Origin of the sequence: Streptomyces sp. NPDC091281, from assembly GCF_044757425.1 — a bacterium.
In the GTDB taxonomy this organism is placed as follows: Bacteria; Actinomycetota; Actinomycetes; order Streptomycetales; family Streptomycetaceae; genus Streptomyces.
The window spans coordinates 404,159-416,664 of record NZ_JBIVUY010000003.1 but is presented as its reverse complement, the minus strand read 5'-3'; the positions used below and the strand labels follow the sequence as shown (position 1 = coordinate 416,664).

The window sequence follows — 12,506 nt, the reverse complement described above, 5'->3', positions numbered from 1 at the left end:
GGGCCGCCGGGACGGGCGGCCGGACGACGGCCCCGCAAGGCCGTGACCACCCGCCCGCCGCCCAACGCCAGCACGTACCATGGCCGCATGTCGTTCCTCCGCCGCCGCAGCGCCACCCCCGCCGGGCCCGACTTCGACGTCCTGGCCATGGACCCGGGCGACTGGCCCGGCAACCTCGGCGCCGGGCTGCTGCCCGCCCCCGACGGCACCTGCCAGGGCGTCTTCCTGCGCTACGACCTGTTCGGCGGCCGCGGCCCCGCGATGATCATCGGCAACCTCCCCGAGGGCTCCCCGGCCCGCGAGACCGCCGAGGACGAGATCCCCTTCGAGGTCGCCCAGCTGCTGCTCGCCCTGGAGAACGACGAGGAGGTCACCGTCGTCGGCGCCGAGGACATGCCGGTGATGCAGGGCGACAACCTCCTCATCGTGCGCCGCCTCAAGCTCTCCGAGTCCCGCATCTCCTGCGTGCAGTTCGACCGCAGCGACCGCGTCCTGGTCACCATCGCCGCCTGGGACCGCCCCATCACCGACGACCTGTACGCCCTGCTGAAGCCGCTCCCGGCGGAACTGTTCCAGCAGGGCTGACCGGCCCCGGCCCCGGCTAGCGGTTCAGGAGGCGTACGTCGGCGGCGCGGACGTACGCCACCCGGTGCCCGTACTGGATCTCGTAGTAGCGGTCCCGGCCCCGGACCACCCGGTGGCCGTCGGTCGCGAAGTCGACCGCGTAGTAGTACTCGCCGGGCACCTCGTCGCCGACCACGTACTCCTGGCCCGCGGGCAGCCGGTACGGCAGCGGGGTCACCTCCTGCACGGGCACGCCCGCCGGGTAGGCCGCCGCCTCCGGGTACGCCCTCCCGTACACCGGCACGTCCGCCGCGCCCTCCTTCGGCGTCACCACCCGGCCCCGCGCCGGAAGCGCGGTGGGCTCGGCCGCCGGGTTGCGGAACCAGGCCTTCTGGCCCAGGTACCAGATCGCCGTCCAGTCGCCCCACCGGTCCGCGACCGCGTACTGCTGGCCCGTGGACACCCGCGAGGAGTGGTCGTTCACGTCGGTCGTCGGCGCGGAGCCCTGACCGATGTCCGTGACCAGCGGCGCCTCCTCGTCGTGGTCGGTGTACAGCCGCACCGCGCTCGACCCGTGCGCCGCGCACGGCGAGCCCGCGCCCGCGCACCCCGTGTACACGGGACGGTTGGCCGCGTAGTCCGGCCGGATCGTCACCACCGAGGCGCCCGCGCGGGCCGTCGCCCGGAAGGGACGGCCGAGCAGTTCGAAGTAGTGCGCCCAGTCCCAGTACGGGCCCGGGTCCGTGTGCATCCCGGAGACCGTCGAGGCCGTCGGGCCGGGCACGGTGTCGTGCCCGAGGATGTGCTGCCGGTCCAGCGGGATGCCGTACTTCGCGGCCAGGTACCTCACCAGCCGCGCCGACGAGCGGTACATCGCCTCCGTGTACCAGGCGTCCGGGTCGGCGAGGAAGCCCTCGTGCTCCAGCCCGACCGACTTCGCGTTGACGTACCAGTTCCCCGCGTGCCAGGCCACGTCCTTCGCCTTCACGTGCTGCGCGACGTGCCCGTCGGTGGAGCGCAGCGTGTACTGCCACGACACGTACCGCGGGTCGCGCACCGAGTCGAGGACGCCCTCCCAGCGGCCCTCGGTGTCGTGGACGACGATGTAGTCGATCGACTGGCTCGCGGGCCGGGCGGCGAGGTCGTGGTTGCCGTAGTCGTCGCCGTCGAACTCCTCGTACGGCGCCGGGACCCACTCGCAGGGGACGCTCGCCGGGCACTCCGTCTCCGTCCGGGACGCCGTCCGCAGCCCCGCCCGTGCCGTCGCCGACCGGTCCGGCGCCACCCCCGGCCGCGCCGCCAGCACGACCCGCTGCCCGGCGTCCGTGATCCGCTCCTCGCCGGAGCGCAGCACGGCGTACACGTCGTCCGCGTACGCGGCGGCCGTCGCGCGGTCGTCGGCACCCGAGAACCGGGCGACCGCCCCGTACCAGTCGGCGGGGTCCGTGCTCGGCGCCGCGCCCAGCGCGCGCTGCGCGTCCGCGAGCAGCGCGGCGCCGCCCGCCAGGTTCGCCGCCGGGTCGGTGCGCAGCACCTGGGCGTCCAGCCCGGTCAGCCGCCCGGCCTTCCGCAGCGTCCGCAGCCGCTCCGGGACCTCCGCCTCAGCGGGCAGGGGGGCGGGGCGCAGGGCCGGGCGGGCGTCGTCGCCGCGCGGGTCCTCGGTGCCCGACCCGTGGTGCGACGCGGTGGCCAGGGCGGCCTCGGCGTCGGTGAGGTGCATCGGGCCGTAGCCGCCGGTCACGCTCGGCGCCCCGCCGTGCCCGTCCCAGCGGGACTGGAGGTAGGAAACGGCGAGCAGGACGCTCTGCGGGACGCCGTACTCGGCCGCCGCGGCGGCGAACGCCCGCTGGAGGCCGCCCGCCGACTCCCCGGCGGGCGCCGTGGCGGGCGGGGCGGGGGCGGCGCCCAGCAGCGGGAACAGCAGAGCCGCCGACGCGACGGCACCGGCGGCTCCACGCACCCGGACAGCCGTTCTAGGCCGGGCCGACGGGGCTGTGGTGGGGGGAGGGGCGGACTCGCGCAAGGCGGCCTCCTGGGACGGGCGGGCGTGGGGGGAGTACGGGGCCGGACCGGCCCACTGCTACCGGCTTGCCGACGGACCGTCAATCATGCCCCCCGCGTGGCGCGTCCAGGGCCACCCGCGGGCACCCGGCGGGCCGCACCCCAGGGCATGACGAAGGCCCGCGGTGCGCCGCCGCTCGGGCGCACCGCGGGCCTTCGCCCCCTTCAGCGGGTGCCGACCGCCGCCCGGACGGCCCGCCGGGCCATCTGGCAGTCGTCGTGCAGCCGCCGCAGCAGCAACCGCTGTTCCTCGCCGGACGGCACCGCTCCCGGAGGGGCCGCGGCCGGGGCCGCCGGGGCCGTCTCGTGCATCGACCGCTGCACGACCGTCTCGTAGGTGCGGATCTCGCGGGTCAGCACCAGCATCAGGTTCACCAGGAACGCGTCCCGTGACGCCGGGCCCGCCGACTGCGCGATCTGGCTGATCTGACGGCGCGCCAGCGGGGCGTCGCCGAGGACCGACCACAGGGTCGCCAGGTCGTAGCCGGGCAGGTACCACCCGGCGTGCTCCCAGTCCACCAGCACCGGACCGGCCGGGGACAGCAGCAGGTTGGACAGCAGCGCGTCCCCGTGGCAGAACTGGCCCATGCCGTGCCGTCCCGCCGAGGCGGCGATGCCGTGCAGCAGCTTCTGGAGGTCGCCGAGGTCGCGGTCGGTGAGCAGTCCCAGCTCGTGGTAGCGGGAGATGCGGGCCGCGTAGTCGAGCGGCGCGCCGAAGGTGCCCGCCGGGGGCCGCCAGCTGTTGAGGCGGCAGATCGCGCCGAGCGCCGCCCTGATGTCCGCGCGCGGCGGGGTGTCCACGGGATGCCGCTGGAGGGCCGCCGCCCGCCCCGCCATCCGCTCGACGACCAGGGTGCAGTTGTCCGGGTCCGCCGCGATCAGCCGGGGCGCCCGCACGGGGGGGCGGTGCCGGACGAACGTGCGGTACGCCGCTATCTCGTGCCGGATCTGCTCGGCCCATACCGGCGAGTGGTCCAGGAGACACTTGGCGACTGCGGTGCTGCGTCCGGTGGTGCCGACCAGCAGCACGGAGCGCGAGCTGCGGCGCAGCACCTGGACCGGCGCGAACTCCGGGCAGATGCGGTGCACCGACGCGATCGCCGTGCGCAACTGGGCGCCCTGCGGGCCCGAGAGGTCGAGGCGTCCGCTGAGCGGCTGGGCGGCCGGCACCGGGGGGCGGCGGGCGCCGCGGGCCGCGCCGAGCGGCGGCGGCACCGGACGCGCCGGGGCCAGGTAGGGGCCGCTTCCCGGACGGGGGTGCAGCGGCCGGGGCGGTGCGGACACGGAGGACGATGCTGCGTACATGGGAGAGACAGATCCCTTCGTGTGCCTGCGATGTCGAGGCGCCGCCCGGCCCGGACGCCCGGGGACACCCTGGGGAATGTCCGTCGGCACCGGGTCGGGGTGGCGCTTTCCTACCTGACACCGGGCGTCCCGTGGCACACCATCTGGCGCACCCTGGCGAACCCTGGCGAATAGTCGCCCGGCAACCCGCACGGGGCTACTGTCAACTCAGCCGAGAACCTGGGGGCTTACGTGAGCGGACAACCCAACACCCGCCTGGCGGACCTGTTCGGCCTGGCCGGCTGGTCCAAGGGGGAACTCGCGAGACTCGTCAACCGGCAGGCGGCGGCCATGGGCCACCCGCAGCTGTCGACCGACACCTCACGGGTGCGGCGGTGGATCGACAGGGGAGAGATCCCGCGCGATCCGGTGCCGCGGGTGCTGGCGGCTCTGTTCACCGAGCGTCTCGGCCGTGTCGTGACCATGGAGGACCTGGGTCTGGTCCGCCACGGGCGCGCGGGGAAGCGGCCGTCCGCCGGGGGTGCTGAGCATCCCGACGGTGTGCCGTGGGCGCCCGGACGGACCGCCGCGGTCCTCACCGAATTCACGGGAATGGACCTCATGCTCAACCGACGCGGCTTGGTGGGCGCGGGTGCCGCGCTCGCCGCGGGATCAGCACTCAGCAGCGCCATGCAGGACTGGCTGCGCACCGATCCCCTGCTCTCCGCCGGCGCTCCTGTCGCCGGACAACCCCTTCTGCACGCCGACTCCGCCGGGTTCGACCGGTACGAGGCCGCCCCCGTCGGGGCGGAGGAGGTCGACGAACTGGAAGCCTCGGTAGAGGTGTTCCGGGCCTGGGACGCCGCCCGTGGCGGCGGCCTCCAGCGCAAGGCGGTGGTGGGTCAGCTCAACGAGGTGGGCGGCATGCTCGCCTACCACCATCCACCGCATCTCCAGCGGCGCCTGTGGGGCGTCGCCGCCAACCTCGCCGTCCTCGCGGGCTGGATGTCGCACGACATCGGTCTGGAGCCCACGGCGCAGAAGTACTTCGTCATCGCCGCGCACGCCGCGCGGGAGGGCGGCGACCGGCCGCGGGCGGGGGAGGCGCTTTCCCGCGCGGCCCGGCAGATGGTCCACATCGGCCGTCCCGACGAGGCCCTGGACCTGATGAAGCTGGTCCGCTCCGGGTCGGGCGACGACCTGCTGCCGCGCACCCGGGCGATGTTCCACACCATCGAGGCCTGGGCGCAGGCGGCGATGGGCAAGGGGCAGGCCATGCGCCGCACGCTCGGACAGGCCGAGGACCTTTTCGTCTCCGGCCGCAACGACCTCGAACCGCCGGTCTGGATGCAGACCTTCCGGGACGAGGACCTGTACGGCATGCAGGCGTTGGCCTACCGCACCCTGGCCGAGTTCGAACCCGGGGCGGCGGCGCACGCGCAGCACTACGCGCAGAAGGCCCTGGCGCTGCGGGTCGACGGGCGGGAGCGGTCGAAGATCTTCGACCATCTCTCCATGGCGTCCGCCTGCTTCATCGCCGACGATCCCGAACAGGCCGCCGAGTACGCCCGGTCGGCGCTGGGGGCGATGGGCTCGAACTCCTCCCGCCGCACCTGGGACCGGTTGCGCGAGATGTACCGGCTGACCGCGCGGTACGCGGACCACCCGGGCATCGGGGTTCTGCGCGACGAGATCCGGCAGGCGCTGCCCAAGCCGCGGAAGGGGGGCGCGGCGGGCGGTGTGCGCACGGCGTCGGCGTAGGCCGTTCGCCGTGACGCCGTGGACGCGTGCGTGGACACGTGTGCTCACCGGGCGCGGCCGACCGGGTCCTGGTGACGGTTCCTGCCGATCCTGCCGACGGCCTCACGTGACGGTCTCCGGTGACGGCCTCCAGGTCGTCTAGGCGGTGACGCGCGCCACCAGCACACTCGCATCGCTGTCACGGCCGGTCCGGCCGAACGTCTCCACCACCGTGTCGACGCACGTCCGCGCGTCGCGGGCGGCCGCGAAGCGCGGCGCCAGGTCGAGGAGGCGGCTCGTGGCGGCCGGATCGCCACCGGGCACCAGTCCGCAGGTGTGCAGCAGAAGGAGGTCGCCCTCCACCAGGGTCTCCTGGGCCTGCCCGTAGGCGGTGCCCGAGGCGGCGCCGAGGAGGACGCCGTCCGGCGCGTCCAGCCGGTACCCCGTCCCGTCGCGGAACAGCAGCGGGGCGGGGTGTCCGGCGCGCGCCCACATCAGGGTGCGGGTGGCGGGCCGGTAGCGGCAGCACAGGGCCCCCGCCAGGGTGGGCCGGGCGTCGGCGTCGATCAACTGGCTGAGCAGGGACAGCAGTTGGCCGGGGCGGGTGCCCGCGAGAGCCATGCCGCGCAGGGCGCCGACCGTCATCGCCAGCGAGGACGGCACCGACGGGCCCTGTCCCGTGAGGTCGCCCATGCTCAACAGGGTCTCGCCGTCGCTGAGTTCGAGGGTGTCGAACCAGGTGGCGCCGAGCGCGGACCCGGTCGCGCCGGGCAGGTGCCGGGCGGCCAGGTCCAGCGAGCGGGGCCCGCCGCCGCGGGGGAGACGCAGGGAGGCGTGCCACGGCGGCGGTTCGGGGTCCGGCCCGGCGTCGGCGGACGGCCCGGCGGGCGGCCGGACGCTCGGCGCGGGCGGCCGGCGCAGGTACAGCGAGTCGCGGGTCTCGCGCACCGCCCGCTGGCTGCGCCGCAGTTCGCTCACGTCCCGCAGCACGGCCCACATGGAGCTGGTGCTGCCGTCGGGGGCGAGCACCGGTTCGCCCATCATGTGCAGGACGCGTGTCTCGCCGTCCGGGCGGACGATCCGGAACTCGCCGTCGATGGGGCGGGCGTCGATGAGGCAGTCGGTGACCATGACGGTCAGCCGGGGCCGGTCCTCGTCCAGGACGACGGAGGGCAGTTCGTCCAGGGTGAGCGCGGGGGCGGCCGGGTCGCGGCCCAGGATCCGCTGGAGTTCGGGCGACCAGACGGCCTCGTCGGTCAGCAGGTTCCACTCGGCGCTGCCGACCTGGCTCGGCGGCGGGGCCGGGGGCGGTGAACCGGGCGCGGGGGCGGGGCCGTCCCGCAGTTGGGCCAGGTGGGCGTCGAGGTCGTCGAGGTGATGCAGCGCCAGGTCGTACAGCGCCTGCCGCCAGCGTCCGCGGGGGTCCGTCCGGTCCGCGGGCGCGTCGCGCCGTACGGCGTCGACCTCGCCCTTGAGTCGTCGGGTCTGCGTGATGAGCGCCTCGACCGGACCGCCGTCGGGCGGCGGGGCGGCGGGGCGGTCCGCAGAGAGGTGGGGCGGCATGACGCACTCCGGATGCGGGGACGGGACGGGCCACGGCTGGCGGGCGGGGCCGTTACGACTGTGGCACAGCCCGCGACCGCGTGTAAGGGATATGGCAACACACGTTACGGTGATGCACCGGGCATATGCCAGCGTCTTCCCGATGGTTCCGGGTCCGTCCGCGGAGTACATCATCCCCCGGTCAAGTCGTAGACGGCGTACGCGACTTGACGGATGCCCGAAAGTGCATCGCGATGATCAGTCGCGTGTTCGAGGGGCGTGCGTTCCCAGAGTGGCCCCGGTCGGGGGCCCCGGCCGTGTATCCGTGACGTAGGTCACACGAATTGGCTCGGTCGTTCCCGTAATGCGAACGGCCCTCGTGAAGTCCTACATGCACCACACGGAAACGGCCCGACCTCTCTACCGCTGCGGAGACTGCCCATGGATCACGCCCCTGTCACCGTCCGGCAACCCGCCTCCGCGTGTCTCGTGACGGCGGAGGAACTGGAGCTGCCCGTCTCGGCGACACTCCGCTACACCGCCGCCGACCCCCTCGCCGTCCACCTGGACTTCCCGGCCGAGGTGGCGCTCCAGGGCGAGCCCGTCACGTGGACGTTCGGACGCACGCTGCTGGCGGAGGGGATGCGCGGCCCGGCGGGCGGCGGCGACGTGCACATCTGGCCGTGCGGCCGGGCCCGTACGGTCGTCGAGTTCCACTCGCCCTACGGGCTGGCCCTGCTCCAGTTCGACACGGCGGTCCTGCGCCGTTTCCTGCTGAACACCTACACCGTCGTCGCGCCCGGCCAGGAAGACGTCGGCGCGGCCGTCGAGCGGGGGCTGACGGCCCTGCTGGGCAACGTGTGAGCGCGCCGCCGGGTCAGCCGCCGTACAGGGCGGGACGCGGCGCGAGGGCGACCTCGACGCGCGTGCCGTCCCCGAGGGCCCGCACCCCCGCCTCGGCCACCGCCGACGCGGCGTAGCCGTCCCAGACGCTCGGTCCGGTCACCCGTCCCCACCGGGTGGCGTCGACCCACGCCCGGACCTCGTGGTCGTAGGCGTCCGCGAACCGCACGAGGTAGTCCCGCGGCACCCCGGTGCCCGCGCCGCCCGCCGTCGTGACGAGCACCCCCTGGTCGTCGCCGGTACGGGCGCTGCCGCGCTCGCACACCGCCTCGCAGCGCACCTGGTAGCCGAAACCGCAGTTGACGAAGACCTCCACGTCGACCAGGGCGCCGCCCTCGGTCTCGAAGAGCACGAACTGCGGGTCCTGGAGGCCCGCCGGGGCGTCCGCCGACGGGCGGGGCCGCAGCGCCGTCACCGCCGTCAGCTCCTGGCCGAGCAGCCAGCGCGCCGCGTCGATCTCGTGCGACACCGAACTGTCGATCAGCATCGCGCTGGTGAAGTCCGGCGGCGAGGACACGTTGCGGTGCACGCAGTGCAGCATCAGCGGCCGGCCGAGACGACCGTCGTCCAGGACCTCCTTGAGCCGTCGGTACCCGGCGTCGTAGCGGCGCATGAACCCGACCTGGGCCAGGCGCCGGCCGAGCCGGGCCTCCGCCTCCAGCACCCGCAGCGCGCCCGCCGCGTCCGGCACCAGCGGCTTCTCGCACAGCACCGGCAGACCGCGCGCGAAGGCCGCGAGCAGCGCCTCCTCGTGCGCGGGGCCGGGCGAGGCGATCAGGACGGCCTCCACCCCCGGGGCCGACAGGGCGGCCTCGGCCTCCGCGTGGACGGACACCCCGGCGATCCCGGCTACGGCCTCCTCGGCGCGGGCGGTGTCCGGATCGGCGACGGCGGCCACCCTGGCCCCGCCCACCACCCGGTCCAGGCGCCGTATGTGGTCGGCCCCCATGTGTCCGGCACCCAGTACGGCCACACCCAGCAGCTCACCCACGGGCCCGCTCCCTCTCCCGGCGACGATCACGACGTAGCGTACGCCGGGCGGTCCGGGCCGCCGGGGGCCGGGGGAGCGGGGCCGGTGTCCAGGACGGGGCCGGGACCGGGGTCAGGGTTGGGGCCGGGCCTGGGGTTCCGGTCAGTAGCGGAGGACGCCCGCGATGCCGTCGGCGTCGCCGAGGGCGCCGTCCGGGACGAAGCGGACCTCGGCACCGGTCTCCAGGCACTGTTCGACGATCTCGTCCACGATGTCCTCGCGGGAGTCCAGATCGGCGCCGAGCGCCGGGACCAGGTGGTCGCCGTCGTCGCGGACCGTCACCCGGAAGTTCTCCTCCACGGCCAGCATCCGCACCCGGCCCTCACGGGCGGTGCGCCACACCTCGTCGACCCCGGCCGCGTACGTCCGCCGCCCGCGGGCCGCGTCCAGTTCACGGGCGACGTCGGCCGTGCCGCGCCGCGCCTCGGCGTCCCGCACCGGGACCAGCGCCTCCCACACCGCCTCGGGGGAGGCGTGCGTCAGGCCCCCGTGCGCGAGGTGCGTCGCGCCCCGGGCGACCCCGCCCAGCTCGTCCAGCAGGGACAGCGCGGCCTGCTCGCCGGTGACGTACAGCGGGCGCGGCGACTCGCGCAGCAGCCGGCCCGCGGCGGTGTCGGCCTCGCGCAGGAAGTGCCGTACGTCCTCGTCCCGGAAGGTGCTCGGCTCGTCCCCGACCCGCTCCCGGCGCTCCGCGTCGAAGTTGTCGCGGACGCGGGTCATCGGGAAGCCGCGCCGGTGTTCCTCGGCGACCCGGTCGACGCCGCCGTTCCACAGCGTGACGTGGTCGGCCGAGACCGACAGCACCCAGAACGGGCGCTCCGCCGCCCGCGCCGACACCAGGTTGCGGGTGAGGAAGGTGTCCGAGAGGACGACCCGTTCGGGCACCGGGCGGGCCAGCGACCACACCTGGTGCTCGCCCGGTGCGGCGAAGATCACCAGGCCGTCCTCGGTGTGCGCGAGATCCACCTCGGCGAGCGCCCGGTCGAGGTGGGTCCCGACGTCCGCGCGCCGCTCGCGGGTGACCGACGGATCGGCCTCCAACTGCTTCTTGGCCTCCGCCACGACGTTGCGCAGCCGCACCCGGTCCTGGCCGCTCCCCGGTTCCCGCCGGTGTGTCGGCGTCAGCACGGACACCGCGGGGTAGGGGCGCGGACGGCGCAGCTCGGCGAGGGTCGCGGGGGTGAGTGCGTGCTCCATAGCAGAACGATAGGGCTGTTTCGGCTATAAGGCATTCCATGCGTGATACGAGGAAAAATCACCCAGGGGAATGAGCTGTGTCACGCTCGGTGGACCCTGTCGCGGCGGACCGTACCCGGTACAGTCGGAGAGGCCCGCTCGTCCGTGCCGATCCGCCAACTGCGTTCGATACGCAGGGTTTACACAGGTTTGTACGTCAAGTGTCGCGGACTTGCTAGGGTGTTACTCGTCGGTAGCAAATCGTACGGGGGGAAGAGGGCCTGGCCGGGGGGCATCGTGCCGGTCCTCGCACGGACGAACCGAGAAGAGCGGTCCGGCAACGGAGCCGGACCGGTACCGCCGGGCGCGGTGACCGTCGTCGACGACGCTCACGCACGGCCGGAATCTCGAACTCCAGTTCCCCTCGCCTTCCTTCAGACAGGTGAGACTCGACACCATGGCCCGTTCACTGGTCGATCTGCTGACCACGTACGCCACGCACCAGCCCGACCGGACCGCCTACCGCTACCTCGCCACGGGGGACGTGGACGGAGAGATCCAGGAGATCTCCTACGCCCGCCTCGCGACCCGCTCCCGTGCCGTCGCCGCCTGGCTCCAGGAACGCGGACTCGCCGGTTCCCGCGCGATGCTGCTCCACGCGCCCGGCCTGGAGTTCATCAGCGCCTACCTCGGCTGCCTGGCCGCCGGGGTCGCCGCCGTCCCCGGCGTTCCCCCGCAGGGCCGCGCGCAGAACCACCGCGCCCTGACCCGCACCAAGCGGCTCATCGCCGACGCCGACGCCAAGGTCATCCTGGGCGGCCGCGAGGTCGTCGCCGCCCTCGGCGCCATGGCCGAGCACCTGCCCGAACTCGACGCGATCCCCCGCGTGGCCACCGAGGACATCCTCGACGAGACGGCCGCCGCCTGGCGCGAACCCGACCTCACGGCCGACTCCGTCGCCTTCCTCCAGTACACCTCCGGCTCCACCTCCGCCCCGCGCGGCGTCGTCGTCACCCACGGCAACCTCCTCGACAACGAACGCGTCATCACCGCCCGCATGGGCCACACCCCCGAGGCGATCGCCGCCCACGACGGCGAACTCTTCGTCAGCTGGCTGCCCGTCTACCACGACATGGGCCTCATCGGCCCCGTCCTCAACACCCTCTACCTCGGCGCCACCGCCACCCTCTTCTCCCCCCTGCACTTCCTCCAGCGCCCCGACCGCTGGCTGCGCGCCGTCTCCCACTACCGCCCGCACACCAGCGGCGGCCCCAACTTCGCCTACGAACTCGCCCTCCGCAACGCCGGACCGCAACTGCTCGACGGCCTCGACCTCAGCACCTGGCAGGTCGCCTTCAACGGCGCCGAACCGGTCCGCGCCGCCACCCTGCGCCGCTTCGCCGACACCTTCGCCCCGGCCGGATTCCGGCGCGGCGCCCTCTACCCCTGCTACGGCCTGGCCGAGGCCACCCTCATGGTCACCGGCGCCACCCCCGGCGCACCCCCGGTGCTGCTGGAGACCGAGCCCGGCGCCCACGCCGACGCCGCCGCCGTCGGCTGCGGACGCCCCGGCGAGGACCTCACCGTCGTCATCGCCGACCCCGAACGGCAGGAGGAACTGCCCGAGGGGGAGACCGGCGAGATCTGGGTGCGCGGCGCGAGCGTCGCCAAGGGCTACTGGCGCAACACCCTCGCCACCCGCGAGACCTTCCGCGCCACCCTCCCCGGCCACGAGGGCCGCTTCCTGCGCACCGGCGACCTCGGCTTCCTGCGCGACGGCGAACTCTTCGTCACCGGCCGCCTCAAGGACCTGATGGTCATCGACGGCCGCAACCACTACCCGCAGGACGTCGAACTCGCCGCCGAACTCGCCCACCCGGCCCTGCGCCCCGGCTGCACCGCCGCGTTCTCCGTGGACGCCGGCACCGACGGCGAACAGGTCGTCCTCGTCGCCGAGGTCGCCCCCGAGGCGGCCGGTGAGGCCGACAAGATCACCGACCTGGTCCGCGCGGCCCTCGGCGAGGCCCACGGACTGTCCGTGCGCGAGGTCGTCCTCGTCCACCCCGGCACCATCCCGAAGACCTCCAGCGGGAAGATCCAGCGCCGCGCCTCCCGTGCGGCCCACCTCGACGGCACCCTCTCCGTGGTCGGCCCCCCCGCCGCCGGATGACCCCGCCCGCCGCCGGACCGCCCCACCGGTCCGGCG

Annotated in this window: 9 protein-coding genes; 4 read left to right on the top strand and 5 right to left on the bottom strand. The window is 74.5% G+C overall.

Annotation, left to right across the window (positions count from 1 at the left end; all coding sequences use genetic code 11):
• Positions 1 to 87 precede the first annotated feature (87 nt).
• A complete protein-coding gene (locus tag ACIQPQ_RS09940; protein WP_401302135.1) occupies positions 88 to 585 on the top strand; it encodes a hypothetical protein in 498 nt (165 codons plus the stop codon).
• A gap of 16 nt (positions 586 to 601) precedes the next feature.
• On the opposite strand, the gene ACIQPQ_RS09935 is transcribed toward ACIQPQ_RS09940, so the two are convergent.
• Both ACIQPQ_RS09935 and ACIQPQ_RS09930 read right to left on the bottom strand, forming a co-directional pair.
• A complete protein-coding gene (locus tag ACIQPQ_RS09935) occupies positions 602 to 2,587 on the bottom strand; it encodes an N-acetylmuramoyl-L-alanine amidase (RefSeq protein WP_401302132.1) in 1,986 nt (661 codons plus the stop codon).
• Positions 2,588 to 2,790: 203 nt separating this feature from the next.
• Entirely contained in the window at positions 2,791 to 3,930 is a 1,140-nt protein-coding gene (locus tag ACIQPQ_RS09930; protein ID WP_383777562.1) for an aminoglycoside phosphotransferase family protein, read from the bottom strand.
• Positions 3,931 to 4,161: 231 nt separating this feature from the next.
• Here ACIQPQ_RS09930 and ACIQPQ_RS09925 point away from each other — a divergent pair, with 231 nt between their 5' ends.
• A complete protein-coding gene (locus ACIQPQ_RS09925; RefSeq protein ID WP_401302129.1) occupies positions 4,162 to 5,670 on the top strand; it encodes a hypothetical protein in 1,509 nt (502 codons plus the stop codon).
• A 138-nt stretch (positions 5,671 to 5,808) separates the two neighbouring features.
• On the opposite strand, the gene ACIQPQ_RS09920 is transcribed toward ACIQPQ_RS09925, so the two are convergent.
• Complete coding sequence (locus ACIQPQ_RS09920; RefSeq protein WP_401302126.1) at positions 5,809 to 7,212, bottom strand: SpoIIE family protein phosphatase; 1,404 nt, start codon at positions 7,210 to 7,212, stop codon at positions 5,809 to 5,811.
• Positions 7,213 to 7,632: 420 nt separating this feature from the next.
• Here ACIQPQ_RS09920 and ACIQPQ_RS09915 point away from each other — a divergent pair, with 420 nt between their 5' ends.
• Positions 7,633 to 8,055: an SsgA family sporulation/cell division regulator gene (locus tag ACIQPQ_RS09915; protein ID WP_401302123.1), complete on the top strand. Its 423-nt coding sequence runs from the start codon at positions 7,633 to 7,635 to the stop codon at positions 8,053 to 8,055.
• Positions 8,056 to 8,068: 13 nt separating this feature from the next.
• On the opposite strand, the gene ACIQPQ_RS09910 is transcribed toward ACIQPQ_RS09915, so the two are convergent.
• Positions 8,069 to 9,085, bottom strand: coding sequence for a Gfo/Idh/MocA family protein (locus ACIQPQ_RS09910; protein WP_401302121.1), 1,017 nt, complete (start codon positions 9,083 to 9,085; stop codon positions 8,069 to 8,071).
• Positions 9,086 to 9,226: 141 nt separating this feature from the next.
• Complete coding sequence (locus tag ACIQPQ_RS09905; RefSeq protein ID WP_401302119.1) at positions 9,227 to 10,321, bottom strand: chemotaxis protein; 1,095 nt, start codon at positions 10,319 to 10,321, stop codon at positions 9,227 to 9,229.
• 436 nt (positions 10,322 to 10,757) lie between these two features.
• On the opposite strand from ACIQPQ_RS09905, the gene ACIQPQ_RS09900 reads away from it, so the two are divergent.
• Entirely contained in the window at positions 10,758 to 12,470 is a 1,713-nt protein-coding gene (locus ACIQPQ_RS09900; protein ID WP_401302116.1) for a fatty acyl-AMP ligase, read from the top strand.
• Positions 12,471 to 12,506: the final 36 nt, after the last annotated feature.